We start from the raw sequence: 25,860 nt of genomic DNA on the forward strand, positions 1-25,860 counted from the left end.
ACGTCCACCTGCCCAACGGCAGGTCTGCGCCGAACTTATAAAGGCCAGATCAGCGGGATCAGCAACGAAGCCAGCAACCCGACACTCAGGTTCAGCGGAATTCCAACCTTCATGAAATCGGTGAACCTATAGCCACCGGGCCCATAGACCATCATGTTGGTCTGGTATCCAATGGGCGTGGCGAACGAGGCGGACGCGGCCACCATGACCGCCACCACCAATGGTCGCGGATCAATGCCGACAGCCTGTGCCAAGCCGATTGCAATTGGCGTAAGCACGACGGCAACTGCATTATTGGAAACCAGTTCCGTCAAGACTGACGTCAGTATGTAAACGGCCCAGATGATCAGGAACGGCGGCAAGGTGCTCAGACCTGGTGCGATGGTTTCAACGATCAGCGACACAGCACCGGAACTGTCCAAGGCCGCACCAATTGCCAGCATCGAAAAGATGAGAGCAAGCAGGCGCCCCTCGACAAACGAAAAGGCCTCATCCGCGTCGATGCAACGGGTCAATAGAACCACGGCAACGGCCAATATCGACAGCAACAGGATCGGTGCAATGCCAAGTGCTGCCAAAGCGACAATCCCAAAAAGCGCGGCGATGGCAATGGGGGCATGGCTGCGCCGGAACGCCCGTGCCGAAGGCTGGGTCACGTCGACCATGTCCATATCGGCGGCCAGCTTTTGAATATCCGCAGGCGATCCTTCCAGCAGCAAAGTGTCCCCAACCCGGACAACCAGATCATCCAACTGACGACCAATGTTCTGATTGCGCCGATGAACGGCCAATACATAGACACCATATCGGCGTCGCAGTCGCATTGCGCCCAAAGTGCGCCCCACCATACGGCACCCGGGCGTTATCAGAACTTCGACTGTTTTGGTTTCCACCGCAGAAACCTGATCAACACGCTTCAGTTCCTTGTTGCTCTGAAGGCTTAGCAACTCGGTCATCTGGGTGCGCAACACCACCCGATCCCCCAATTGCAATGCAACACCTTTGAGGTTGCGCCGCAGGGATTCATCCCCCCGGATTACGTCGATCAGGCGCACGCCGGGGCGTTTGAACAGCTGCACGCCTGAGACCTCTCGGCCGATCAGGTTGCTTTCGGGTGGGATGACAGCCTCGGTGAAGAATTTCATCTTTGACCGGTCGCTGAGCATCGATGCCATGCTGTCACGCTCGGGCAGCAAGCGCGGCGCGATGAACCGCAGGTAAAACATGCCGTAAATCACCAAGGCGATGCCCAGCGGCGTGACCTCGAAGATCGTGAACGGCGTCATACCCTGTGACCGGGCGACACCGTCCACCAGCAGGTTGGTTGATGTGCCGATCAGTGTCAGGGTTCCCCCCAGAATGGCAGCATAGCTGAGCGGGATCAGCAGTTTTGAGGCCGGAACATTCAATGTGCGCGCGATTTGAATGAACACAGGGATCATCACAACCACAACCGGCGTGTTCGACACCACGGCCGAGGCCAGAATCACAAAGCCCATCAGCAAAGCGATGGCAATCTTTGGGGAAACCTGCGCCTGTCTCTGGGCCACCGATGTAAAAGCATCCAGCGCGCCAGTCCTCACCAATGCACCCATGATGATGAACATCGCGGCAATCGTCCAAGGGGCCGGATTGGAAAGAACGATCAACGCGTTTTGGTAGGGCAGGATCCCGGTCACCAGCATCAGGGCAACGCCACCGATGGCCACAACTTCGGTCGGATAGACCTCGCGCAGGAACATGATGAACATGCCCGCAACAATCGCAAGCGCCAGAATTGCGCTGCCTGTGTCTGTCAGTGAAAGGAATTGCATTCGTGGTATTCTATCTGAATCCTGGCCCAAGCGCCTGATCGACAGTTTCACGCATTGCGTGCAACAGGGCAAGTCCGACGTCGTTTTTAAGGGCCTGCCTGTTCCAGACGTCCACCTACACGCACCATGCGCACCGATTTGGCCTGGCCGGTGCGGTCATCTGTGTCTACGAACACTCCGCTTAGCGTTGCCTCGCCATTGGCCGGGGTAAACCGCGTCTTGGGCATGCCGGTGATAAACCGACGCAGGGGTTCCTGTTTGTCCATGCCGATCACTGAATCGTAGTCCCCGCACATACCGGCATCGGTCAGATACGCCGTTCCCTGGGGCAAAACCTGAGAGTCCGCCGTTGGGATATGCGTGTGGGTTCCCACCACAAGGCTGGCACGGCCGTCGCAATAATGGCCCATCGCCATTTTTTCCGAGGTCGCCTCGCAGTGCATATCAACGATTATCGCCTGCGCCTGCCCACCGCGCGGGTGGGACTTCAGGATCGGTTCAATGGCTGAAAACGGGTCATCGAAGGGCCGTTTCATGAACACCTGCCCCAGCACCTGTACCACCAACACCTTTCGGCCGCCGGGCGCAGTGAACAACCGATGCCCCCGTCCAGGCGCACCTTTGGCAAAGTTCACCGGGCGCACGATGCGTTGTTCTTTCTCGATGAATTGCAGCATGTCTTTTTGATCGAAGGCATGATCGCCCAGCGTCACGCAATCGGCCCCGGCATCCAGCAGCAACTTGGCGTGATCCCCGGTCAAGCCCATCCCGTTCGAGGCATTTTCACCGTTGACCACAACAAAATCCAAACGCCACTCGTCGCGAAGGCGCGGCAAGTGCGCTTGAATGGCCGCGCGCCCTGCGCGACCCATGACATCACCTAGAAACAAAATTCTCATATCCCGGGTCGTAGGTGCTGTGCGCGGCAATAACAAGGCGGAACCGTGCAATTTGCGAGCCTCGGCACGGTCTTGCAATCACATGCAAAGATGCCAACCTGAAACGCAGCAATTTCGTTCAAGGAGAATTTGATGAAACCCTTTGCCGTCGCCGCCATTGCCACCTTAGCTGCCTCGGGCGTCTGGGCTCAGACCAAGACCACGATGGCCAACCCGGCCGCCACGTTTTGCGTTGAAAACGATGGAGAGTATCAGATTCGAAAGAATTCAGATGGCAGCGAGTATGGCATCTGCATTCTGAAAGACGGCACCGAGGTCGATGCCTGGGACTACCTGCGCAGCCATTTCGAGAACCAATAAATTCAGAAAGTCAGCACGCGGCTTTCTGTGACGACCATGTTCAGCGGTTGGTCAGTTGGCTCAAGCGGTAGATTCTCGGCTTCTTGGTCATCAAAGGCAAAGCCAATGGCCAACGTGGGTCGCTTGGCGCGTAGGCCTTCCAGTGTGCGATCATAGAAACCGCCGCCATAACCTAACCTGCCACCCTGCGCATCAAAGGCAACCAGCGGTACGATCAGAATCTCCGGGTCGAAATAGTCATCAGTTTCAGGTACTTTCGCCCCGAACGGACCGTCCTTCAGAGCACCTTCGGGCGACCAGCGGGAAAACTTCAGCGGCTGTCCCGCCGCCTGGATTACCGGCACGCCAACCGAACCATAAGCTGACGCCTCGGCCATCGCAGCCAGCGGATCAATCTCAGTACGGATTGGCATGTATCCTGACAACGGCACGCCCCTGTATCCGGCCAGAACTTCGGACAGCCGTCCAGCTGCGCCCGCCGGGCGTGCGTCAAAAGCGCCTTTGCGACGGGCAAAGGCCGCCTTGCGCGCCGCGGCCTTGATTTCGGTCAGATCGGTCACAAAAGCACCATGCTGGCAAGTCCCAAAAAGATGAAGAATCCCATGACATCGGTGGTCGTGGTCACGAACGTTCCAGACGCGAGCGCCGGGTCGACACCCAAACGGTCCAGCACGACAGGTACTACCGTACCGGCAAAGCCTGCGATAATCATGTTCACGACCAAAGCCGATCCAATCACGACCCCCAGCAACGGAGAGCCGAACCAAAACATCCCGACGGTTCCCAAAACGATAGCAAAGCACAACCCGTTCAGCATACCAACCAACAACTCGCGTCGGATTACTCGCATGACGTTGGCACCAGTCAAGTCGCGCGTGGCCAAGGCGCGCACAGCAACTGTCAGGGATTGGGTGCCTGCATTCCCGCCCATTGACGCCACGATCGGCATCAAAATGGCGAGCGCGACCAGTTGATCAATCGCTGCCTCGAATTGCGAGATCACCAGCGACGCACAAATCGATGTACACAGGTTCACCGCCAGCCATGGCAAACGTCGCCGGCTCGTGGCCGCAACACTGTCAGACAGAGAGCTGTCGTTGCTGACACCAGCCAGGCGCAGGATGTCTTCCTCGTGCTCTTCATCCAAAACAACCATCGCGTCATCGATCGTGATAACACCGACGAGGCGGCCATCCGCATCCACCACCGGGGCCGAGATCAGATGGTACTGGTTGAAGGCATAGGCCACATCCTCTTCGTCCTGATCGACGGGGATGGTGTGGAATTCTTCTTCAGCGATATCATGTAGGGACACTTCGCGCCGTGTGGCCATCAGCATGCCCAAAGTCACCTGAGCGACAGGTTTTAGTCGCGGATCCACCAGAACGACATGATAAAACTGATCAGGCAAGTCGTCATTGGCACGCATGAAGTCGATGGCTTGCCCGACGGACCAATGCTCGGGTGCCATAACCACTTCGCGCTGCATAAGACGCCCGGCAGAGTTTTCGGGATAGGCCAGCGCCTGTTCTGCAGCAACCCGTTCGGAATCCTCAAGCGCATCCAGAATCGTCTCTTGCTGTGGTTCTTCAAGATCCTCCAGCAGGTCAACGACATCGTCGCTTTCCATATCTCGCACGGCTTCGGCCAGAACGTCCGGGTTCAGGACATTGATGATTTCTTCGCGAACGGCTTCATCCAGTTCTGACAGGATGTCCCCGTCAAATTCCTTGTCGTACAAACGGATCAATCGGGCCCGGTCGTATGGGTTGATCTGTTCAAGAAGGTCGGCGATGTCGGCCGGGTGCAACGGCTCCATCAGCTCGATCAGCTTGTCGCGGTCCTCCACGTCCAACGTGTACAGAATGGTCGCCACGGTCTTGCGATCCAGCGCATAGACGTCTTCGTCCCGGGGCTGATCAGATTTGGCCTCGTCAATGCCTGTCGTCATGCGCTGCCCCTCTTTCACGGCGATTGGCCCCTAAATAGAAGAAGCAGCTACCGGAAAACAATGACAATGCTCAGATTTACCCGCATCTTTCCCCTGCTTATGCTGCAGAGCGGTCCAAAACACGTGGAGATTAGGGCAAATGGCGCAAAAGATGCTTTTGAAAGGACGGGTTGTTAGTTTTCGCGGATCACCTTTTGATGGTGAGCCGACCGATGCAGCACGGCTTGACGAAGCGGTATTGATTAAGGACGGGCATATTGCGGAGATCGGGGCAGCTGACAGCCTGATCCGGGCGCACCCCGAGGCCGAGGTCAAAGACCATGGTGATCATCTCATCATGGCCGGTTTCGTCGATCCCCATGTGCACTTTCCGCAAACCGCCATGATCGCCAGTTGGGGCAAACGCCTGATCGACTGGCTGAACACATATACCTTTCCCGAAGAGATGAAATTCGGCGATATCGACTATGCTACCGAAGTTGCCAACCGCTACCTGGACCTGACGACGGCGCATGGCACGACGACGATGTGTAGCTTTTGCACAATTCATCCCGAAAGCGTTGATGCGTTCTTCAGTGCTGCACAACAGCGGGGACAACGCGTTGTAGCTGGCAAAACCTGCATGGATCGCAATGCACCTGACGGGCTGTGCGATACCGCGCAAACGGCCTATGACCAGTCTGCGGCACTGCTGGAGAAATGGCACGGCATTGACCGCCTGTCCTACGCGATCACGCCGCGTTTTTCGCCGACCTCCACTCCAGAACAGCTGGAAGCCATGGGTGCCCTTTGGGCAGAGCATCCGCATTGCCTGATGCAAACCCATCTGAGCGAACAGACCGATGAGATTGAATGGGTCAAGTCCTTGTTCCCCGATGCGCGCGATTACCTGGACACCTATGAGAAGTTCGGTCTTTTAGGTCAGAACGGCGTTTACGGCCACGTTATCCATTTGGAGGACCGCGAACGCCATCGACTGCGCGAGATGGACGCCGCGCTGGTCCATTGTCCGACATCGAACACGTTCATCGGTTCTGGCCTCTTTGACATGAACGGGCTGATGTCCGAGGGTCACAGGATTGGTCTGGCCACTGACACCGGCGGCGGATCGAGCTTTTCGATGTTACGTACAATGGCGTCTGCCTACGAAATCGGTCAGCTGCGAGGGCATCCGCTGCATCCGGCCCAACTGCTTTGGTTGGGAACAGTCGGTTCAGCCCGGGTTTTGCGGATGGACGCGCGTATCGGCAATATCGCTCCGGGGATGGAGGCCGATCTGGTCGTGCTGGACCTCGCCTCGACCCCCGCCATTGCACAACGCGAAGCGCACGCCAATGACATTTGGGAAGCTGTTTTCCCGACCATCATGATGGGGGATGACCGGGCGATCTCCGAGGTTTGGATCGGTGGGCACAAGGCGGTTTAGCCGCGCAGCGCCTGCGCAAGGGCGTTTTGACGCTCGATGACCCTTGGCAGATCGACGGTTGTCAGATGTCCATCGCGAACAATCTGGCGCCCTTCGACAAACAAGTGCCGAACCTGCGTCGGCCCCGCCAAAAGTAAAGCGGCAGGATCCCAACTGCCGGAACTTTCGACGCAGCGCGTATCCCAAACGGCGATATCTGCACGTTTGCCGGGCATCAGGCGGCCGCAATCGGGGCGACCGAGCACATCTGCGCCACCTCGCGTCGCGATCTCAAGGGCTTCGCGGGCGGACATGGCATCCGCCCCGTTCGCGACGCGCTGCAACAGCATGGCCTGTCGCGCCTCAGCCATCAGGTTGCCGATGTCGTTGCTGGCAGATCCATCCACACCAAGACCGACCTGAACACCGTGATCCCGCATGACCCGCACCGGCGCGATACCTGACCCCAGGCGACAATTCGAACAAGGGCAGTGCGCCACACCAGTTCTGGTTCTGGCAAACAGATCAATTTCGGCTCCGTCCAGCTTGACGCAATGCGCGTGCCAGACATCCGAACCAGTCCACCCCAAATCTTCGGCATATTGGCCCGGGCGACATCCAAATTGAGCCTCAGAATAGGCGATGTCTTCATCATTCTCCGCCAGATGCGTGTGCAACATCACGCCTTTGTCCCGCGCCAGCAACGCCGTGTCGCGCATTAGATCGCGGCTGACCGAGAATGGCGAACAGGGTGCCAGCCCCACGCGGCACATGGACCCTTCACGAGGATCGTGAAACGCGTCCACGACACGGATCATATCCTCCAGAATATCACTTTCGGCTTCGACCAGACTGTCCGGTGGCAGGCCACCGTCGCTTTCCCCAATGCTCATCGCGCCGCGTGTGGGATGAAATCTAATGCCCAGCTCAGACGCGGCCGCAATGGTGTCCTCTAGCCGAGCCCCGTTTGGGTACAAATACAAATGATCCGAGCTGAGTGTGCAGCCGGACAGGGCCAGTTCCGCCAAACCAATCTGGGCCGACGTAAACATCTCATCCGGGCCGAACCGCGCCCAGATTGGATAGAGCGTCTGCAGCCAACCAAACAGAAGCGCATCCTGTCCCCCCGGAACGGCTCGCGTCAGCGTTTGATAAAGATGGTGGTGTGTATTCACCAGACCGGGTGTCACGACACAGCCCGACACATCGTGGGTCTCGCCACTGCTCGCCAGCCCGTGGCCGATCTGAGCGATCTGGCCTTGCTTTACCAAGATATCTGCACCGGACAGTTCGCGCCGCGTGTCATCCATCGTCACAATGGAATCGGCGTTTTTGATCAGAAACTCGGTCATATGGGCCCTCCTGCATATGCCCGTCTCATGCAAGGAGTGCGAAAGCTGGTGGAAAACGGGCGTAAGAACCAGCTTGGACTGATGTACCTGCCTGCGTGCGCTACGGCAACAAAATTCAATAGTGGCGCAAGATCTCCAGAGCGGCGGCGTGAATATCTGGATTGGCCGCCGCCAATGCCCGACCGCCATCATGTGCAGGGCCACCTTGCCAGTCCGTCACGATCCCGCCCGCCGCCTGAATGACCGCAATCGGCGCCTGGATGTCGTAGGCGTTCAAACCGGCCTCGATCACCAGATCTGCTTGACCCGCTGCAACCAGCGCATAGGCGTAACAATCCATTCCATATCGCGTTAGTTGAACCTGTTCGGCGACGGCGCGAAAGCCGGCCCTGTCTTGCGATGTGCCAACTTCCGGGAAAGTCGTAAACAACGTTGCTTGATCCAAAGCCCTGGTCGCACGCGTTTTCAGGGCGTTTGTGCCCAACGGACCAGTGACCTGCGCAACCTCTGACGTGCCAATAAAACGCTCGCCAATATAGGGCTGATCGATCACACCCAAAACAGGCCCGTCCTGAGCGCTAAGCGCGATCAACACACCCCAAGTCGGTGTGCCGCTGATAAACCCGCGCGTTCCATCAATCGGATCCAACACCCAGGTGCGTCCGCTGTTGCCTTCGGTATGGCCGAATTCTTCGCCCAGAACTCCGTCATTGGGGCAATGGCGGGACAGCACGCCTCGCATCGCCTTCTCTGCCGCCCGATCCGCAATTGTAACCGGATCAAAACCCTCGGCCAGTTTGTTGGATGTTTCGAGATTTCCTTGTCGAAAATACGGAAGGATGGCCGCGCGCGCTGCGTCGGCCATTTCCTCGGCAATTTCTATATCACTTAGCGGGGTCGTTCGCATGCAGCAGAGGTGCGATTAACGCCCCACATAGTCAAGAAGGATTTATCAGGCGACGTCGCTTAGGACGCGGGCCAGCTCGAACAGACGGCGACGCTGGTTTTCCGGGATCGCATAGTAAGAGCGCACCAAATCCAGAGCTTCTTTGTCACCCATCAGGTCCGCAGGAACAGATTTTTTGTCTGCCTCGTCCTTCTGGGCTTCTTCCAGGCCTTCGAAAAAGAAGCTGACCGGTACATCCAATGTCTCGGCAATGTCCCAAAGGCGAGACGCGCTGATTCGGTTGGCACCCGTTTCATATTTCTGAATTTGTTGAAACTTAATACCAACCTGCTGCGCCAACTGCTGTTGGGTCATCCCAATCAGCCAGCGGCGGTGCCGAACGCGCTTGCCCACATGGACATCGACGTGATGAGTCATTGGTATTCTCCTCTACTACACAAACATCTGAACGGGATTGCGCGACGTCCGTGATCGCATCATTAGCGTGCCGGTCTTAAGCACTCACTAATCCGGATCGTGCCTTCCCCCGAAAACAGCACTAGAGGTCTTTATTGCTGCTTTTTGATCTTTTTTCAAGCTGGTTGAGTCATCATCACGGTATAGTGGTTTATGGTTGTATCGTTTTGAGACACAATCACTTCAAATTGAGCTTGTCGTTGCCGACTCAGCTCGCCTATGCGTTCACTTTGCCGCAAGGGTTAACTTATTGACAATATTGACCCGGCGCGAGCGTATATGCGCAAAGCAACGAAAGGCTCTCTATGCTGGCATATCGCATTCAATCCAATGGGTCTGCGGCCCAACTGTGCCATGTGGACATTCCGGTCCCAAAGGCAGATCAGGTCAGGATTGCGATTAAGGCCTGCGGATTGAATTTTGCCGACCTGTTGATGCAAAAAGGCACATATCAGGATACGCCCCAGACTCCGTTCACGCTGGGTATGGAAATTGCCGGAGTGGTGGACGCTGTTGGTGCCGGGGTCTCACACCTGAAACGCGGCGACCGGGTCGCCATATACTCCGGTCAGGACGGGCTGGCAGAATACGGTTGCTTCGGTGCCGATCGTGCAATTCCGCTGCCCACTTCCACCAGTTTTGAGGCTGCCGCTGCCATTCAGATCGCTTATGGCACCAGCCATATCGCGCTGGATCACCGGGCCAGGTTGCAAGCGGGCGAGACGCTGCTTGTTACGGGCGCCGCCGGTGGTGTCGGCCTGACGGCCGTGGAAATCGGAAAACTCATGGGCGCCACGGTGATTGCGCAGGCACGCGGCGAAGACAAGCTGGCCGTTGCGCGCGCCGCCGGGGCAGATCACCTTATCGACGCCTCCGAAGACCTGCGCGACAGGGTCAGGGCTTTAGGTGGGGCGGATGTGGTTTATGACGCCATCGGTGGTGACGTGTTCAAAGCCGCCTTTCGCGCCACAAATCCCGAAGGACGTTTGCTGCCGATCGGATTTGCGGGCGGCGATGTCCCGCAAATCCCGGCCAATCACCTACTGGTCAAGAACCTGACGGTGATCGGTTTCTATATTGGTGGATATCTGAATTTTCGCCCTGAAATCGTGCGCGATAGCTTCGAAACCCTTTTCCGTTGGCACACCGAGGGCAGGATCAAGCCGCACATCAGCCACGTTCTGCCGTTGCAGGACGTAGCAGACGGAATGCTGCTGCTGAAAGAGCGCAAGTCCACGGGAAAGATTGTCGTCAAACCCTGAACGCGTCTATCCGACAACGGCCCTCAGAGGGCTGCCGCCCAGCATGCGGAAGTTTTGCCGAACCAAAGCGGCCAGCGCCTCGACCACTGGATCCCGACCGGCTTCACCCCCGTACAAGTTGATCATATGTGCGGGCAGTTCAGGCAAGACACCTCCTGTGTCTATCTGCTCCAGATGCGCGGTCTCGGTGCCATCCAGCATGGCATGAACCGCCAGATCCGCGCTGACCGTCGCTTCGATCGTTCGGTCGTTTTCAGTCTCGACGGAAAGTTCCCAAGGGATTCCGGCTGCATCCAGTGCGGAAATCACCTGCGGTCTGAACAGGCAGCGTCGCCCCAACGCCAATGGCAGCGGCCGTTTGCGCCAGGCTGACCCGCCCGGAGCACCGATCCAGCGCAGCGGCAATTCAGCAATCGTCTCAGCCCCGTCGGCAATCGAAGGTTCGGTCGTCAGGATCACGTCACATTCTCCGCGCTTGTACATATCCTTCAACTGCAGCGAATAAGACGACACCAGCTGCACCCTGACCCGTGGAAAATCCGCATTAAATCGCTGCAGAACACGCGGAATAGCCGGGTATACGATGTCATGCGGCACGCCGAGGACAACCTCACCTTCAAACGCCTGATCGGTCAACTTGGAAATCACCTCATCATTCAACGCAGTCATCCGACGGGCATAAGCCAACAACTGCTCTCCTGACGCGGTCAGGGCAATTGTTCGACCGCTACGATCCAACAATTCAAGGCCCAGCAGCTCCTCAAGACGTTTGAGTTGCATCGAAACCGCTGATTGCGTCAGGTGCAGGAACCCGGCTGCCCGGGTGACCCCGCCTTGGTCCGCGACGGCCACGAAAGATCGCAGCGTGGTTATGTCCAGATTTCGCATCTTCACGATTCCTTATGGGTTCCATCATAAATATTCGTTTTAAAAATATGTCATACTCCACCATATCAATCAAGGAAGTTGATGGAACCTGACAAACCCATCGCAAATCGCAGAAAGGACAATAACCATGACCCAAGTTGCAATTCATCGCCCGTGCAAGCCCACCACGCGATCTGTTCTTGGCATGATCACAAACGCAATGTCCCTGAAGCGCCAGCGACGCAGCTTAGCCGAGCTGGATGATCGCGCCCTGAAAGATATCGGAGTGACTCGGAGCGAAGCCGATATCGAAGTCGGCCGTTACATATGGGACGCACCGGAATTCTGGCGGAAATGACGAAAAATCAGCCTTGTAGTGCAATAATGGCGGTCCGCTGCGGTGGATTGCCATTTTTGTTGTGCGTTTTAGTCGGTTTTGTGCGGTAAACTCTTGAAACACAGCCTGTAGTTGCCGATATTTGCAGGGAAAGCGCTCTGCTTCGGCAGGGCGAACAAGATATATGTTTAGGGAGACCCTTTGATGGCACAATTCGACACGATCCGGACGGCATCCGGCGCGCGCGCCGCCGAGATCGACGAGGGCCTGCGCGCCCATATGAACAAAGTCTACGGCACAATGTCCGTAGGTATGCTGATCACGTTTGCTGTGGCCTGGGCCGTTGGATCCAGCCCGCAACTGCTGTCCGTGTTCCGCGACCCGGTCACGCTGAGCCCCAATATCTTGGGCTGGATCGTGATGTTTGCTCCGTTGGCAATGGTGTTCGGCTTTGGTGCCGCAATCAACCGCCTGTCGGCTGCCGGTGCGCAGTTGTTCTTCTATGTCTTCGCTGGGGTCATGGGCCTGTCGCTGAGCTGGATTTTCGTCGCCTTCACCGGGGTCTCGATCGCTCAGGTATTTCTGGTGACCTCCATCGCCTTCGCTGGCTTGTCTCTGTACGGCTATGTCACCAAGAAAGACCTGTCAGGTATGGGTACGTTCTTGATGATGGGCGTGATCGGTCTGGTCGTTGCCATGGTGATCAACATGTTCCTGCAATCGCCTGCGATCATGTTTGCAGTGTCCATTCTGGGTGTGCTGATCTTTGCCGCGCTGACCGCGTATGACACGCAAAAGATCAAGACCACATACCTGCAGATGGCCCATTCCGGTGATCAGGAATGGTTGGGCAAGGCCGCCATCATGGGCGCGCTGAACCTGTATCTGGACTTTATCAACATGTTCATGTTCCTGCTGCAGTTGTTCGGCAGCCGCGAGTAACGAACCGAAAAATACAATTGGCAAAGGGCGGGTCCGAACGACCCGCCCTTTTTCTTTTGCCTTGATAACGGTGCGCGGCTCCGACGTAACTCGACATCGATCGATGTCGAGGTTCTCCCAAAAAACAAAACCCCCACCGTCAAGGCGAGGGCTTCATTGGCCTTAGTTGGTTAAGGTTCAGCTACAGTTCAGAGGAACTGCAAAGCCTGAACTCCGCTCGGACGAGCCTTTGCGGAACACGTCACCAGCTGGCAGGCATCCTGTGAAACGCTCGGTCTGACTTCCAAAGGTGGCGCCGATCGAGTTGTCCACGGTTGTGGTATTGGTTGGCGTACGCAACACGCCGAATAGTGTGCCGTTTACGTTGACGGTGCTCAGGAACAGGTTGGTATCGCTGCCTGACAATTGAACTGCAGTGGTATCCGTGCGCCCGCCATTGTCGATAGCAACACCGGCCACTTTCGACGCATCAACCTGATCGGACAAAACAGACACGGTACGAAGTTCTGCCAATTCCGCAGGAATATTTGTTGCTGGCGGAACAAACGCCACTGCGCCCTGAACATCCGAGACCGTGCGCGGCTCGCCATCAATTCCAGTAAACCCAACACCTTCACGGTTGAAGAGATCTTCACAGCCTGAAAGTGACAGGACGGCTATTGTGGATAACAAGATTTTTTTCATGGCGGTCAACATTTTGTGGCGGTTTGCTCAACCGTATGTGCAGGCAGGTGCAAATTGCAAGCCACAGCGGAAACGATTGAGCCCGGCCCTGATGCGTCGCTGCAACGGCCCGATCCGTAAGATGCCCAGAAACCTGGGCACCAACCATTGCAAAACATGCAATGAAAAAGGGCCCTGCCAACGCAGAACCCCTTCAGATGTCCAATCGGAACGGCAGATTACTTAATCTTGCCTTCCTTGTACTCGACATGCTTGCGAACGACCGGATCGTATTTACGAACGGTCATTTTCTCAGTCATGGTGCGCGCGTTCTTCTTGGTCACGTAGAAGTGGCCCGTGCCCGCGGTCGAGTTCAGACGGATCTTGATTGTCGTCGGCTTCGCCATGGTTATCTCCTGCGTCCGAAAAGGCAGGGGCCTTTCGGTTGAATTCCTATGAGCGTGCGCTTTTACGCCCTGCACAGCGCATGTCAAGGCCAATCAGACCCGCTGCAGCCAGGATTCCTTGGCCCGCTTAGGTAGACAGGTTTGGTGCGCCCATATAGCTGTGAATCTGGTCCCGCTCGTTATCCGAGAGGCCCAGTGCGGTGGATAGCTGGTGCAGGTAAGAAGCCTCACTCTCGTTGTCCAATCGAATCGCTGCCAGTGAGGTCGCATATATCTGTGTCTTGAGCGGCGCCCCTGAATCCGCAGCCAGCCCCATGACATCAATTGGTGCGCTTAGCTGTTCCTGTACAAATGCGCGTTCTTCATCGCTGATATCGTCGCCCAACTCGCCCAGGATGGTTTCTTTTTCCTGTTCATCCAGTTCACCATCCGCCTTAGCGGCCTGAATCATAGCGCGGAGCATCAGCTTGGCCTGTTCCTCCATCGCCGCACCTGCCGGTGTACCTTGGAGAACCGTCTCCATCATGTTTGTTGTTTGCTGGCTTCCGGTTCTGGCCGCGCCCTGCATGGCGTTCAGCAGACCTCCCAGACCGGCTGCGCCTGCAGCGCCACCGCCCATTCCCATTTTGCCCATCATGTCCTGCAGACCAGAGGCGCCGCCCGGCATACCAAACTGTTCGGCCATTTTGCCCAACTGGTCCATTCCGAACCCGCCGCCTGACCCTTTCATCATATCCTGCAGGCCAGCCATGCCCCCCATCTGCTTGTACTTGTCCAACCCTTTGGCCGCAGCAAATCCTACGGCAACCGAGGCCAATGCTTTCATGAAACTCATAACTTTCCTCCCAGGCTCCACTTCCAATCTGTTGTCGAACTGTATCAGCGGATTGAACAATAGAATACTATGCAGGGAATTTGGCGATTGCCTCGGCGATGTCAGATGTGCGGCCGGGACTACTTTTGAAAGCAATTCGACAGCAATGTGTTGGTCGCTGCCGTCCTGCTTTTGTGGAAAATGAAGCCAAACATACGACAGCTTTATGTCGGGTTCTTGAGAGAACATGCGCGGAGGGCCTGTAAGCCGGATCTTGTTCCAGGGTTGCCCCCTTCGATGACCATTCCTCTAGGCCGCGCATTACTGCGTGGCTCAAGCTGCCAACCCGGTCCCTCTCGGCCAAGACGCGCTTAGCGGCGGTATCGGCTGACGCCGACCGGCCCGCGTGGGGACCCTATTTGGCATTGCTCCCGGTGGGGCTTGCCGTGCCACCGCTGTTGCCAGCGGCGCGGTGGGCTCTTACCCCACCGTTTCACCCTTACCTCGGACCGAAATCCGCGGCGGTCTGATTTCTGTGGCGCTTTCCGTCGGGTTTCCCCGCCCGGGCGTTACCCGGCACCGTTGCCTTGTGGAGTCCGGACTTTCCTCTCGGGCCCTCAAGCCCCAGCGGCCATCCGGCCCTCCGCGCGAGGGTTCAGGTATGACGAGACAGGACGCAGGTCAAGGGCAGATAGGGTGGGAAGGGGCCAGCCCCTTCTTGGCCTTTGGCCAATTCATCCCCGGGATATTTTGGGCCAGATGAAGGGTGGATCAGGTCGAGAGGGTCGTGTGACCGAGCGGCGAGAAATCTTCAGGTGTCAAAGGGCCATTGGACCATGGCCTGTATCTGAGTCGAACCGCAGCAAGCAGGGTGGCATCGTCCGCATCAGAGGTGAAACCTGCATCCCGGGCGCGCGCGCGGAACTCATCCATCGACGCAATCTCAGGGCTCTTGGCGTATCCGCGTCGTTGTGCCAGTCGTTGGTTTTCCAACCTTGGCCAATCGAATTTGGCACCAGGATCCGATTTGCGCCCGGGGGCCATATCGGAATGGCCGATTACGCCATCCGGGGCGATAGCCCATCGGTCCATGATCCTGGGCAGCAGACGCTCGAGCGCATCCATTTGAGGCTGTGCAAATGGGTGATCGCCTTTGTTATCCAGCTCGACCCCGATGGAACGCGAGTTTATGTCGTCCTTGCCGCGCCATTCGCCGGCACCTGCGTGCCAGGCACGATCTTCTTCGCGTACCATCTGCCAAACGGTTCCACATACGCCGATCAGATAATGTGCTGAAACCTGTGCTTCTGGATCACATAAACGATCCAGAGCCACCTCAGCGTTGTCCATAGCGGTGTAGTGGATGACGATGAGAGACGGCTGCAACCCATCCCGGCGCGGGCCGAAATTGGGTGATGGGTGCCAGATCGGCGTCTGCGGGTCAGTTGTTGACGGCACTGCGAAACGGGCTTGGGTCCCAGCTGCAGGCAAATCCATCACCATCCGGGTCCAGACCCTTGCGATCTCGCTGAGGGCCCCCGTTAGACAAAAATTCTATCTGAGCCTGATCGGATGACGGAAACTGCGCACAATTTCGCTGGGCTTTGGCCTGTAGATTGAACCCGGCCCGGCTGTACAGCTGGGCACCAACCGGGTTCGTCGTGCTAAGCGCGTATTGTACGATATTGGGCTGGCCACCGGTGCTGCGTTCAGGAACGGCTGTTGGCGCCACGACCTCATAGGTTTGGCGGTTCTGGTCGATTCGAGCGGCATCGGATTCGATACTGCGGCGCTCGGAAACTGCAGCAAAATCCTGTTCGTCGGAAATCCCGGTGTTGTTGGGTGCCGTGGTTACAACGGCGGTTGCGCCTCCTCCGCCAGACGTGTTGGCCAAAGCAGCCGCTGTCTGGTTGGCAATATCGGCATTGGAACCCGACGCTGCAGGAAAGGTTGAACCCGTACCTTGCGCGCCCAGGGTCTCCTGCGAGACATCCGCCGGGGCCAACAGAGGGTCGCCGACAGTCCCCTGCCCGGCCAGCTGAGCCTCACGCTGAGCCTGATACTGTGGCGTGTTGAAACCCGCACCGGTAACCGGTGCAACCGTGTTGCACGCAGCGATAAGTGCGATGGCGGGAATCAAGGGCAAAAAGCGCATGCAATGGCTCCGTATCTGTTGTCCTGGCGGCCCGAGGCTTACCACCATTTCCCGGGCTTGGCCACAAAACCAGCCGCGTTTTCCAGCGCATAGGCGGTGTTGAGCAGATCACCTTCATCCCAGGGACGTCCGATCAGTTGCAACCCCAATGGCAGGCCTTGCGAATCCAGGCCAGCCGGTACCGAAATACCCGGCAGCCCCGCCAGGTTAACCGTGACGGTGAAGACATCGTTCAAATACATTTGCACCGGATCAGCCTCGGTCATCTCACCCAAGCCGAATGAGGCTGATGGCGTCGCAGGCGTCAGGATGGCGTCGATGCCCTTGGCAAACACATCCTCAAAGTCTTTCTTGATCAGGTTCCGCACCTTCCGTGCGCGATTGTAGTAGGCATCATAGAATCCTGCCGACAGCACATAGGTTCCGATCATCACCCGGCGCTGAACTTCGTGGCCAAACCCTTCGGCGCGGGTCTTTTCATACATCTCGGTGATGCCGTCACCCTGCGCCAATTGTGCCCGGCGGCCATAGCGCACACCGTCATAGCGGGCGAGGTTCGAGGAGGCCTCGGCCGGGGCAATCACGTAATAGGCCGGCAGTGCGTATTTCGTGTGCGGCAGCGAGATATCGACCATCTCAGCGCCTGCATCTTTCAACATCGCAGCGCCATCGGCCCACAGCTTTTCGATCTCGGACGGCATTCCGTCCATACGGTATTCCTTGGGGATACCGATTTTCTTACCGCGGATGTCGCCGGTCAGCATCGCCTCGAAATTGGGGACGGCCAGTTCGGCACTGGTCGAATCCTTCGGATCGTGCCCGCACATGGTTTCAAGCATGATCGCCGCGTCGCGCACGTTTTTGGTCATTGGTCCGGCCTGATCCAGCGAGGAGGCAAACGCCACGATGCCCCAGCGCGAACAGCGGCCATAGGTCGGCTTGATGCCGGTGATGCCCACAAATGCTGCCGGTTGGCGGATTGATCCGCCAGTATCGGTGCCGGTCGCAGCCAGGCACAGATCTGCGGAAACGGCCGAGGCGGAACCGCCCGACGAGCCGCCCGGTGTTAGCTGCGCGTCATCGTTGCCACGCCGCCACGGGCTGACCGCGTTGCCATAGGCAGAGGTTTCGTTGGACGATCCCATGGCAAACTCATCCATGTTCAGCTTGCCCAGCATCACCGCACCGGCGTCAACCAGTTGCTGTGACACAGTGGATTCGTATTCCGGTTTGAACCCTTCCAGAATCTTTGAAGCGGCCTGAGACGGCACGCCCTTGGTGCAGAACAGATCCTTGACGCCGATCGGAAGGCCACACATCGACGGCGCGTCGCCGCCTTTGATACGGTCATCCGCCGCCTTGGCGCGTTCCAGCGCGATCTCGGGCGTCTTGTGGACAAAGGCGTTCAGCGCGTCGGCCTCATCAATCGCCTTCAGACAGGATTCGGTCAGCTCGACCGAGGTCACGTCGCCAGCGCGCAGCGCATCGCGGGCTTCGGCCAGACCCAGTTTATTCAGATCGCTCATGTCTTACTCCACCACTTTGGGGACTGCGAAAAATCCCTCGCGCGCGTCGGGGGCGTTGGCCAGAACCTTGTCCTGCTGGCCGCCGTCGGTGACCACATCTTCACGTCGTTTCAGGCGCATGGGCTCGACCGAGACCATCGGTTCAACCCCATCGACATCGACTTCGTTCAGTTGCTCGATGAACCCCAGGATCGTGTTGAATTCCGAGGCCAGCGCCGGCAGCGCGTCATCCTCGACCTTGATCCGGGCCAGTTTGGCCACCTTGGCGGCGGTGCTTTGGTCAATCGACATCGGCTTCCCTCATATACGTTAGGGGGCATTTACCCGTCTGGCGCACCAGTCGCAAGACCGCTGAGGGCCGCGTTTGCCCATGTGTCAGGCCACCTGTGGTTTCCTGCCATTCAATCCTGAATACCCGGTATGCAAAAAAGTAAACTAAATAGTTCACTTTATGTCTTGAAAACTGAACTGGACTGTTCATTTTCTATCATGTGACACAGCACAACAACGGAGACAGAAATGAAAACCTTCATCACAGCCGCCATCTTGTCTACCACCGTTCTTGCCGCACCGGCCATGGCCATGGGTGTCGACATGACCAACCTAACACGCAACCTGAGCTTCCCCACACCGTTGTCGGAGCCAGTCACCCAGGACAAAGTTAAGCCGGGCAACTAAGCTGCCCGTACCGGCCGGGTCAGTTCCCCCTTGTCTGACCCGGCATAGGTGCAATTGAGTGATGCACTTGCCGTATCTAGCCGCTACCATAGCTCCGAAAACCCTTATGAACTGCCCGCACAACGTGCAGTTCCAGCAAGCCAACGGAGCGATGAATGAGCGCGCGAAAGCAAGCGGTTCTGGACGCAATAGATGCGGCCAATGCAAAAGACCCCAACATCGACAACGACCAGCCCGAAGCTTTGCTTTATGGGTCAAGGATGAGCGCAGAACTGGATCGCTTGTTTCCGGACGCGTCTGATGAATTGCAGATCGCCGCACGTGGTCAGCATATCGAACGCTGGAAACTTGCCCGCAGCGAATACCCCGAAGGGCGTACGGGATATCTGGCTTGGCGCAAAGCCCAAGGGGTGCATCATGCCGATGTCGTCATATCGCTGATGATCCAAAACGGATACAGTGAGAGTCAGGCAGAAACAGCCGGACGGATGCTGCGCAAACAGGGCATCAAGCGCGACGCCGAGGTACAAGCGCTTGAGGATGTGATTTGCTTCGTCTTTCTCAAATGGTACTTCCAGCCCTTCGCCGCGAAACACTCGGCCGAGAAGATTCAGAGCATCGTTGAAAAGACGGCGCGCAAGATGTCAGCTGATGGTCGCACAAGGGTATTGAGTGAATTTGAACTGCCGCTCCAACTGGCTGCCGCATTTCAGGACTGACGGAAGCTGAGACAGAATTCATAATTTTATTAATGGACCGTTTACCAATCTCGTCTCCTATTGAGACTATCAAAATCATCGAATATTAGGTCTTACATGCCAAAAAAGCTCATTCACCTTGTCGGGTTGCTTAGCTGCCTGCTTGGGTGCCAAGAGGCGCCGTCCAGTCAGCCAAATGCAAAAATAATCGCCGTCGGCGATTCTTTGATGGCGTGGAATTCAACCTCGGGCTCCTCCATCCCGGATGTGGTTGAGAAGAACATCGGGTCAGCAGTCATCGACAGAACGGTGTCTGCTGCGTGGCTGCAAACGCAGTTCGACACCGATGGCCACCCCGAAACCGGCGTTCAGGCGCAATTTGTCGAAGGTGATTGGAAATGGGCAATCGTCAACGGTGGCGGCAATGATCTGATGCTGGGATGCGGCTGCGCACGATGCGACGCAGTTTTGGACAGAATGATATCAGCTGACGGGCAGTCCGGTCAGATTCCACAATTCCTGCGCCGGATTAGGGACGGTGGCACTCAGGTCATCTATGTCGGGTATCTGCGCAGCCCCAAACTGCTGACACCCATCGAGCATTGCAAAGCCGAAGGTGATGAGTTTGAGGCCCGTATTGCCCGGCTCGCACAACAAGAACAGGGTATTACGTTTGTCTCCAACCACGACGTCGCCCGCGCGGGCGATGCGTCGTACTTCTCATTTGACCTGATCCACCCCTCCCGAAAGTCCAGCCGCATCATTGGCGAGCGGGTCGCAAAAGTTATCAAAACCAAAGGTCTATGATCACGTATTCGATCCACGCGCGGGATATGCACCGCGAACATGCCGCCACATGACCCAGGCCGCGATTAAAAAGTCCGCATTTGCAACAGCGTTGATCGCTTCAGCCCGATAACCGACCGACAGGCGTTCACAATAGCCGTCGATTTCCTGCATCCAGCCCATGAATTTTTACATGGCGGATGATAGGCTGCTGCCAAAAGCAGGTATGGGAGGATTTTTTAATGAAAATTATTTGGTTGGGTCATGGCAGTTTCCGCATCGAAACCCAAGGCCAGGTGTTATTGATTGACCCGTGGCTGACTGGAAACCCAGTCCTGGACGAGGCGCAGCATGACGCCGTCACCGAAGGTGCTACTCATATCCTGCTGACACACACTCATTTCGACCATGTCGCCGACGTTTTGTCATTGGCCAAGCATCTTAGTGTGCCTGTTGTCGGGCAATACGACCTGATGGGGTACTGGAGCGAGGCCGAAGGGGTTGAAACGATTGGCTTCAACAAAGGTGGCACGGTAAACCTGAATGGCATCAAGGTGACAATGGTGCCTGCATCTCACAGTTCGACCTTCTCGACACCCGACGGGCTGCGCACAGGAGGCAGTGAGGTCGGGTTCATGATCGCGACCGAAGGACATATGATTTATGTTTCAGGCGATACCGACATCATGGCCGACATGGATTGGATGGGTGACTACTACAAACCCGATATCGGCATCTTGTCAGCCGGAGGTCACTTTACCATGGACATGAAAGCAACAGCTTACGCAGCCAAGCGGTATTTCAACTTCAAGACGCTCATTCCCTGCCATTACAAGACTTTTCCCATCCTCGAACAGTCAGCTCAGGACCTGATCGAGGGATTGCCGGGGGTGGACGTGATCGAGCCTCAGTTGATGCAGCCCATCACCCTTTGATTCAAGGAACTTGCCGGATCAATCCGGAAAGTCCTGCCTGCGCGCAGCAAAAAAGGCTTTCAAAAGTGCTGCAGCTTCCTCATCGGCGATGCCGTCATAAACCTCGGGAATATGGTGGGCTTGTTTGTGGGAAAAGACCCGTGCCCCGTGGGCAACGCCACCGGATTTCGGATCCGCTGCACCGTAATAGATACGCCGAATGCGCGCGGCGGCCAGCGCGGCGGCGCACATCGCGCAGGGCTCCAAAGTGACGTATAGGTCATGGTCAGGCAAGCGCTCGGACCCTGCCGCAGCGCATGCGGTGCGCAGCGCCAGAATCTCGGCATGCGCCGTTGGATCGTTCAATTCGCGCGTGCGATTTCCAGCCGCAGACACGATTTGACCATCTGGCGCCACGATGACCGCGCCGACAGGCACCTCACCACGATCAGCGGCGGCGCGTGCCTCTGCCAGTGCCTGGGTCATATGTGTTCGGAACATCATACCCCTGACTGCAACAGAAACCTGTCTTTCGCAAGCAGACCAGATGCGCTATGGCCCTCGCATGAGCAACACCCCTCCTCCCGGCGACCGGATCGCCAAAGTGCTGGCACGCGCTGGCGTCGCCTCGCGTCGTGAAGCCGAACGCATGATCGAAGCTGGCCGCGTCGCCGTCAATGGCAAGGCGATCGACAGCCCTGCCCTGAATGTCACTGCCAAGGATAAGATCACCGTTGATGGCAAACCGGTGTCAGAACCAGAACCCTCACGCCTTTGGCTGTATCACAAGCCCTCGGGGCTGGTGACCACAACGCGCGACGAAAAGGGCCGCGCAACGATCTTTGACAAGCTGCCCGAAGACATGCCGCGTGTCATGAGTGTCGGAAGGTTGGATTTGAACTCGGAAGGGTTATTGCTGCTGACCAATGATGGCGGCATCAAGCGCAAGCTGGAACTGCCGGCAACCGGATGGCTGCGCAAATACCGTGTCAGGGTGAATGGCCGCCCGAAGGACGAGGATTTTGCGCCTTTAAGAAAAGGCCTTGTCATCGAAGGAGAGCGATTTCAGCCGATGACTGTCACGCTGGATCGTCAACAAGGTGCCAACGCCTGGCTGACGATTGGGCTACGCGAAGGCAAGAACCGCGAGATCCGCCGCGCGATCGAAGATATCGGACTTACCGTAAACCGACTGCTGCGCGTCTCATACGGCCCATTTCAGTTGGGCGATCTGAAACCTGGCGCAGTTGAAGAAATCCGTCGCCGCGTGATGCGCGACCAGTTGGGTCTGGATGCCGAAGCCGAACCTGAGGGAACAGCCAAAAAAGCGCCTCGTCCACAAAGAAAACGGGCACCCGTCGGCAAGAAACTTCGCAAGTGATGCGGGTTTAGCAACCTTCCCCCTAGCGCCAAGCCCTCGCATCTACTAAATTTTCTGCGAATGCTGCTATTGGGGGGCGACATGTCCGGAACCGGAGTGCAAAAACTGGCCTATGCGGCCCTACTGGTGCTTTTGTTCGGCGTCTGTACCGGCGTCCTCGGAGGCTTGTAGCGCATGGCAAAACGGTACGGCGGAAAATTCAGCCCACAAGATGAGCCTTCGTCTGACGAGTCGCATCAGCGCGGGCAGTTCGACGGCGCGCAGGTTGAACCTGCGGGTGCGCGCGCAAATGCGCTGTTTGTTCCGGCAATACCCTTGGTGTTTTTGTCTCTGAACGACGGCGCCATTGGCATGACGATAGGGCTTGTGGCAGCAGGCTTGCTGACGGCCGCCGCGTTCTTGCTGCGCGAGGGGTTGCGGGCCGAGGCCGCCTTTAAGGCGCGCCGCACTGCAAGGCGACCCGCCTTCCCGCGCAAGATATTCTCCAGCGTTTTGACCGGGCTTGGCGCAGCGCTCGCATCCTACCGAAACGAGTTTCTGGATGCTGAGGCTGCATCGCAAGTCAGCCTTCTGGCCCCGATCCTGTTTGGTGCAGTCGCAACCGTTCTGCATTCGGTATCCTTTGGCCTGGACCCTATGAAAGACAAGGGGATGGAGGGTATTGATACCTTTCAACAGGACCGAGTGGCGCGTGTTGTTGAAGGCGCCGAAGCCCATCTGACCGAGATGACGGATGCGATCAAACGCGCTGGTGATCGTCGGATCGAAGCGCGGGTCGAACGGTTTCAGGACACCGCACGCGATCTGTTCCGCACAGTCGAGGAAGATCCCCGTGATCTGGCAGGTGCCCGCAAATATCTAACCGTCTACTTGCAAGGGGCTCGCGACGCGACAGTGAAATTTGCGGATGTCTTTGCCCGCACCCGGGATAAACAAGCACTGGAAGATTATTCAGCGTTATTGGACGATCTGGAACAGAATTTCACTGCGCGCACGCGCAAGATGCTATTGGATGACCGCAGTGATCTGACGGTTGAAATCGATGTGTTGCGCGAAAGGCTGCAGCGCGAAGGCGTCCGGTTGGACTGACCGGCCATTATCTGAGTAAGGAACATCCCCATGTCCGACGAGATCAAAAACAAGGCGGTTCAGGCAGAAACGCTGGTACAGGAAGTCACCGCAGTTGCGTTGCCCGAACCACAAGCCGAAATCATCTCGCTTGAAGATGCCGACGCGCCCGTCAGCGCTGAGATTCGCAGGCGGATGGACGAAATCGATATGGGGAACACCAACTCGATCGTCGCATTCGGCTCATCCGCGCAGTCCGAGCTGCAAGAGATCAGCCAGGCCATGCTCGCAGATGTGCGCAACAAGGACGTTGGGCCCGCAGGGGACAGCCTGCGCAACATCGTCACGACAATTCGCGGGTTTTCGGTCAGTGAGTTGGACGTGCGTCGCGAGCGCAGTTGGTGGGAGAGGTTGCTTGGCAAGGCTGCACCGTTTGCCAAATTCACCGCACAGTTCGAAGATGTTCAGGGTCAGATCGACCGGATCACGGATGACCTGCTGGGACACGAGCACACGCTGCTTAAAGACATCAAGTCGCTGGACCTGCTATACGGAAAAACCTTGGGGTTTTACGACGAGCTGGCCTTGTATATCGCGGCGGGTGAGGAAAAGCTGACCGAGCTGGACAGCCAGGACATCCCGGAAAAAGAAGCAGCAGTTCAGGCTGCGCCGGAAGAAGAGCAGGTGATGAAAGCGCAAGAGCTGCGCGACATGCGCGCCGCGCGCGACGATCTTGAGCGTCGGGTCCATGACCTGAAACTGACACGGCAGGTGACAATGCAATCGCTGCCCTCGATCCGTTTGGTGCAGGAGAACGACAAGTCGTTGGTGACCAAGATCAACTCGACCCTGGTCAACACCGTGCCGCTATGGGAAACGCAACTGGCGCAAGCGGTTACGATCCAGCGCAGCGCGGAAGCGGCGGCAGCTGTGCGTGATGCCAATGACCTGACCAATGAATTGCTGACCTCAAACGCCGCAAATCTGCGCGAATCCAACAAGATGATCCGCGAAGAAATGGAACGGGGCGTCTTCGACATCGAGGCCGTCAAACAAGCCAATGCGGACTTGATAGGAACCATCAACGAAAGTTTGGCGATCGCGGACGAGGGCAAAGCCAAGCGCGCCGCCGCCGAAGAGGAACTGCAGAAAATGGAAACCGAACTGCGCGATACCCTGGCATCCGCCAAGGCACGCAAGGACGGTACGGGTGACAACGCTGGAACGGCAGTTCCGGGCTAAAGGTGGACGCGGCGTGCAGCCAATAAGATCTCTCAGGTTGGGGCTTGGCGCGGCCTCGCTTTTGGCGCTGGCCAATTGCGAGGAAGCACTGACAACATCCGTTGTTCCTGAACCCCGCCCGGCTGCGCCCGCCGCTGTTCCGGTTGCTTATGTACCGCCATCAGCGGCCAGTCAGGATTTGGCCCGGTTCTACAAACGTGTTGAACGAGACCTGCTAACACGCGGTTTACTGCGCACCGATGGTGGTGGCCCGGACACGCCCTATGACGCCGATGATCTTGCGCGAAATTTCGAGGCGATCGCGTTTTACAGCGAGTATCCCAATCACAGCATATCAATTGGCTCGCGCCAAACAGATGGCCAGCTTAGCCGCTGGTCCGGGCCTGTGCGCATCAAAACCGAATTTGGCCCGTCGGTCTTGCCAGCGACGCGTGAGCAAGACGCCGCACAGGTCAAGTCGTTTGCCGGTCGCCTGGCCAAACTTACCCGTCACCAGGTTTCGACCGTCAATCGCAATGCAAACTTCCATGTCTTTTTTGCAGGGAAGGACGACAGCGCATATGTCGTCAAGCGGCTGAAACAGCTGATTCCTGGAATAAGTCAGGCCTCGTTGGAACTGGTGGCCAACCCGCGGGCCAATTTTGACTGTTTTGTCTTCGCTTCGGCCACCAACGCGTCACCGTTCAAATACGTGCGCGCGGTGACTTTGATCCGCTCGGAATTGCCTGATCTGGTGCGGCGCAGCTGCATTCACGAAGAAATTGCTCAGGGTCTGGGATTGTCCAACGACAGCCCGGCTGCGCGACCATCTATCTTTAATGATGATGATGAATTTGCGTTGCTGACCAGCCATGACGAGAAACTGCTGACAATGTTGTATGATCCGCGTCTGGAGCCGGGCGTCTCGGTCGATCAGGCCCGACCGGTGGTACGGATCATTGCACGCGAATTGATGGGGCAGCCGCTCTGACCCCAA

30 protein-coding genes and 1 other RNA gene are annotated in these 25,860 nt (G+C 57.2%); 13 read left to right on the top strand and 18 right to left on the bottom strand.

The genetic code is table 11. The features are described from left to right. Positions 1-35: 35 nt before the first annotated feature. Complete coding sequence (locus D9K61_RS26100; protein ID WP_120636111.1) at positions 36-1,814, bottom strand: SLC13 family permease; 1,779 nt, start codon at positions 1,812-1,814, stop codon at positions 36-38. Positions 1,815-1,900: 86 nt separating this feature from the next. Next, on the bottom strand, positions 1,901-2,713 hold the full coding sequence (locus tag D9K61_RS26105) for a TIGR00282 family metallophosphoesterase (protein WP_120636112.1): 813 nt from the start codon (positions 2,711-2,713) through the stop codon (positions 1,901-1,903). Between the two features lie 132 nt (positions 2,714-2,845). Between D9K61_RS26105 and D9K61_RS26110 the strand changes: the two genes are divergently transcribed. Beyond that, positions 2,846-3,073 carry a DUF333 domain-containing protein gene (locus D9K61_RS26110; RefSeq protein WP_120636113.1) on the top strand — a complete coding sequence of 76 codons (228 nt, stop codon included), beginning with the start codon at positions 2,846-2,848 and terminating at the stop codon, positions 3,071-3,073. Between the two features lie 2 nt (positions 3,074-3,075). Here D9K61_RS26110 and D9K61_RS26115 read toward each other — a convergent pair whose 3' ends face one another. Both D9K61_RS26115 and mgtE read right to left on the bottom strand, forming a co-directional pair. Beyond that, positions 3,076-3,633 (bottom strand): 5-formyltetrahydrofolate cyclo-ligase, encoded by a 558-nt coding sequence (locus D9K61_RS26115; protein WP_120636114.1) that lies wholly within the window; start codon positions 3,631-3,633, stop codon positions 3,076-3,078. Continuing rightward, on the bottom strand, positions 3,630-5,024 hold the full coding sequence (mgtE, locus tag D9K61_RS26120) for a magnesium transporter (protein ID WP_120636115.1): 1,395 nt from the start codon (positions 5,022-5,024) through the stop codon (positions 3,630-3,632). Before mgtE ends, D9K61_RS26115 begins: the two co-directional genes overlap by 4 nt. A gap of 139 nt (positions 5,025-5,163) precedes the next feature. Between mgtE and guaD the strand changes: the two genes are divergently transcribed. Continuing rightward, on the top strand, positions 5,164-6,450 hold the full coding sequence (gene guaD / locus D9K61_RS26125) for a guanine deaminase (RefSeq protein WP_120636116.1): 1,287 nt from the start codon (positions 5,164-5,166) through the stop codon (positions 6,448-6,450). Here guaD and D9K61_RS26130 read toward each other — a convergent pair. The 3 genes from D9K61_RS26130 to D9K61_RS26140 form a co-directional block, all read right to left on the bottom strand. Then, positions 6,447-7,781: an 8-oxoguanine deaminase gene (locus tag D9K61_RS26130; RefSeq protein ID WP_120636117.1), complete on the bottom strand. Its 1,335-nt coding sequence runs from the start codon at positions 7,779-7,781 to the stop codon at positions 6,447-6,449. The two genes, guaD and D9K61_RS26130, sit on opposite strands and share 4 nt — an antisense overlap. A gap of 115 nt (positions 7,782-7,896) precedes the next feature. Beyond that, positions 7,897-8,688, bottom strand: coding sequence for a histidinol-phosphatase (gene hisN, locus D9K61_RS26135; protein ID WP_120636118.1), 792 nt, complete (start codon positions 8,686-8,688; stop codon positions 7,897-7,899). Between the two features lie 45 nt (positions 8,689-8,733). Beyond that, positions 8,734-9,105, bottom strand: a complete 372-nt coding sequence (locus D9K61_RS26140; RefSeq protein ID WP_120636119.1) for a helix-turn-helix domain-containing protein — start codon at positions 9,103-9,105, stop codon at positions 8,734-8,736. Between the two features lie 344 nt (positions 9,106-9,449). On the opposite strand from D9K61_RS26140, the gene D9K61_RS26145 reads away from it, so the two are divergent. Further along, the gene (locus tag D9K61_RS26145; protein WP_120636120.1) at positions 9,450-10,406 is read left to right on the top strand and encodes an NADPH:quinone oxidoreductase family protein; all 957 of its coding nucleotides are present in this window, start codon (positions 9,450-9,452) and stop codon (positions 10,404-10,406) included. Positions 10,407-10,412: 6 nt separating this feature from the next. Here the strand turns inward: D9K61_RS26145 and D9K61_RS26150 are convergent, their stop codons facing one another. After that, entirely contained in the window at positions 10,413-11,294 is an 882-nt protein-coding gene (locus tag D9K61_RS26150) for a LysR family transcriptional regulator (RefSeq protein ID WP_120636121.1), read from the bottom strand. Between the two features lie 127 nt (positions 11,295-11,421). Here D9K61_RS26150 and D9K61_RS26155 point away from each other — a divergent pair, with 127 nt between their 5' ends. Both D9K61_RS26155 and D9K61_RS26160 read left to right on the top strand, forming a co-directional pair. Then, complete coding sequence (locus tag D9K61_RS26155) at positions 11,422-11,631, top strand: DUF1127 domain-containing protein (RefSeq protein ID WP_120636122.1); 210 nt, start codon at positions 11,422-11,424, stop codon at positions 11,629-11,631. A gap of 183 nt (positions 11,632-11,814) precedes the next feature. Next, positions 11,815-12,552 (top strand): Bax inhibitor-1/YccA family protein, encoded by a 738-nt coding sequence (locus tag D9K61_RS26160; protein ID WP_120636123.1) that lies wholly within the window; start codon positions 11,815-11,817, stop codon positions 12,550-12,552. Between the two features lie 177 nt (positions 12,553-12,729). Here D9K61_RS26160 and D9K61_RS26165 read toward each other — a convergent pair whose 3' ends face one another. The 8 genes from D9K61_RS26165 to gatC form a co-directional block, all read right to left on the bottom strand. Beyond that, positions 12,730-13,236: a hypothetical protein gene (locus D9K61_RS26165; RefSeq protein WP_162947043.1), complete on the bottom strand. Its 507-nt coding sequence runs from the start codon at positions 13,234-13,236 to the stop codon at positions 12,730-12,732. A gap of 218 nt (positions 13,237-13,454) precedes the next feature. Beyond that, on the bottom strand, positions 13,455-13,622 hold the full coding sequence (gene rpmG, locus D9K61_RS26170) for a 50S ribosomal protein L33 (RefSeq protein ID WP_007799108.1): 168 nt from the start codon (positions 13,620-13,622) through the stop codon (positions 13,455-13,457). A 127-nt stretch (positions 13,623-13,749) separates the two neighbouring features. Next, positions 13,750-14,457, bottom strand: a complete 708-nt coding sequence (locus D9K61_RS26175; protein WP_120636213.1) for a DUF533 domain-containing protein — start codon at positions 14,455-14,457, stop codon at positions 13,750-13,752. A 226-nt stretch (positions 14,458-14,683) separates the two neighbouring features. Then, positions 14,684-15,083, bottom strand: an RNA gene (gene rnpB / locus D9K61_RS26180) — RNase P RNA component class A. A gap of 124 nt (positions 15,084-15,207) precedes the next feature. Beyond that, the gene (locus D9K61_RS26185; protein WP_254055876.1) at positions 15,208-15,894 is read right to left on the bottom strand and encodes an N-acetylmuramoyl-L-alanine amidase; all 687 of its coding nucleotides are present in this window, start codon (positions 15,892-15,894) and stop codon (positions 15,208-15,210) included. Further along, positions 15,878-16,591, bottom strand: coding sequence for a hypothetical protein (locus tag D9K61_RS26190; RefSeq protein ID WP_120636126.1), 714 nt, complete (start codon positions 16,589-16,591; stop codon positions 15,878-15,880). The genes D9K61_RS26185 and D9K61_RS26190 overlap by 17 nt, the downstream gene beginning before the upstream one ends. Before the next feature lie 38 nt (positions 16,592-16,629). Next, positions 16,630-18,117, bottom strand: a complete 1,488-nt coding sequence (gatA, locus tag D9K61_RS26195) for an Asp-tRNA(Asn)/Glu-tRNA(Gln) amidotransferase subunit GatA (RefSeq protein ID WP_120636127.1) — start codon at positions 18,115-18,117, stop codon at positions 16,630-16,632. A gap of 3 nt (positions 18,118-18,120) precedes the next feature. Then, the gene (gene gatC, locus D9K61_RS26200; protein WP_120636128.1) at positions 18,121-18,408 is read right to left on the bottom strand and encodes an Asp-tRNA(Asn)/Glu-tRNA(Gln) amidotransferase subunit GatC; all 288 of its coding nucleotides are present in this window, start codon (positions 18,406-18,408) and stop codon (positions 18,121-18,123) included. A 228-nt stretch (positions 18,409-18,636) separates the two neighbouring features. On the opposite strand from gatC, the gene D9K61_RS27150 reads away from it, so the two are divergent. The 3 genes from D9K61_RS27150 to D9K61_RS26210 all read left to right on the top strand — a co-directional run bounded on the left by D9K61_RS27150 (position 18,637) and on the right by D9K61_RS26210 (position 20,300). Then, positions 18,637-18,795 carry a hypothetical protein gene (locus D9K61_RS27150; protein WP_162947044.1) on the top strand — a complete coding sequence of 53 codons (159 nt, stop codon included), beginning with the start codon at positions 18,637-18,639 and terminating at the stop codon, positions 18,793-18,795. A 155-nt stretch (positions 18,796-18,950) separates the two neighbouring features. Further along, positions 18,951-19,514, top strand: coding sequence for a DUF4202 domain-containing protein (locus tag D9K61_RS26205; protein ID WP_120636129.1), 564 nt, complete (start codon positions 18,951-18,953; stop codon positions 19,512-19,514). Positions 19,515-19,610: 96 nt separating this feature from the next. Further along, entirely contained in the window at positions 19,611-20,300 is a 690-nt protein-coding gene (locus tag D9K61_RS26210; RefSeq protein WP_120636130.1) for an SGNH/GDSL hydrolase family protein, read from the top strand. On the opposite strand, the gene D9K61_RS27155 is transcribed toward D9K61_RS26210, so the two are convergent. Next, entirely contained in the window at positions 20,301-20,462 is a 162-nt protein-coding gene (locus tag D9K61_RS27155) for a hypothetical protein (RefSeq protein ID WP_162947012.1), read from the bottom strand. 59 nt (positions 20,463-20,521) lie between these two features. Here D9K61_RS27155 and D9K61_RS26215 point away from each other — a divergent pair, with 59 nt between their 5' ends. Beyond that, positions 20,522-21,214, top strand: coding sequence for a metal-dependent hydrolase (locus D9K61_RS26215; RefSeq protein WP_120636131.1), 693 nt, complete (start codon positions 20,522-20,524; stop codon positions 21,212-21,214). 18 nt (positions 21,215-21,232) lie between these two features. Here D9K61_RS26215 and D9K61_RS26220 read toward each other — a convergent pair whose 3' ends face one another. Next, positions 21,233-21,697, bottom strand: coding sequence for a nucleoside deaminase (locus D9K61_RS26220; RefSeq protein WP_120636132.1), 465 nt, complete (start codon positions 21,695-21,697; stop codon positions 21,233-21,235). Between the two features lie 61 nt (positions 21,698-21,758). Here D9K61_RS26220 and D9K61_RS26225 point away from each other — a divergent pair, with 61 nt between their 5' ends. The 4 genes from D9K61_RS26225 to D9K61_RS26240 all read left to right on the top strand — a co-directional run bounded on the left by D9K61_RS26225 (position 21,759) and on the right by D9K61_RS26240 (position 25,854). Then, positions 21,759-22,574 carry a pseudouridine synthase gene (locus D9K61_RS26225; protein ID WP_254055877.1) on the top strand — a complete coding sequence of 272 codons (816 nt, stop codon included), beginning with the start codon at positions 21,759-21,761 and terminating at the stop codon, positions 22,572-22,574. Positions 22,575-22,748: 174 nt separating this feature from the next. Then, entirely contained in the window at positions 22,749-23,663 is a 915-nt protein-coding gene (locus D9K61_RS26230) for a 5-bromo-4-chloroindolyl phosphate hydrolysis family protein (protein ID WP_120636134.1), read from the top strand. A gap of 30 nt (positions 23,664-23,693) precedes the next feature. After that, complete coding sequence (locus D9K61_RS26235; protein WP_120636135.1) at positions 23,694-24,884, top strand: toxic anion resistance protein; 1,191 nt, start codon at positions 23,694-23,696, stop codon at positions 24,882-24,884. Further along, positions 24,862-25,854 carry a DUF2927 domain-containing protein gene (locus tag D9K61_RS26240; protein WP_371688499.1) on the top strand — a complete coding sequence of 331 codons (993 nt, stop codon included), beginning with the start codon at positions 24,862-24,864 and terminating at the stop codon, positions 25,852-25,854. Before D9K61_RS26235 ends, D9K61_RS26240 begins: the two co-directional genes overlap by 23 nt. Positions 25,855-25,860 lie beyond the last annotated feature (6 nt).

Origin of the sequence: Ruegeria sp. EL01 (assembly GCF_900313035.1) — a bacterium.
Classification (GTDB): Bacteria; Pseudomonadota; Alphaproteobacteria; order Rhodobacterales; family Rhodobacteraceae; genus Ruegeria.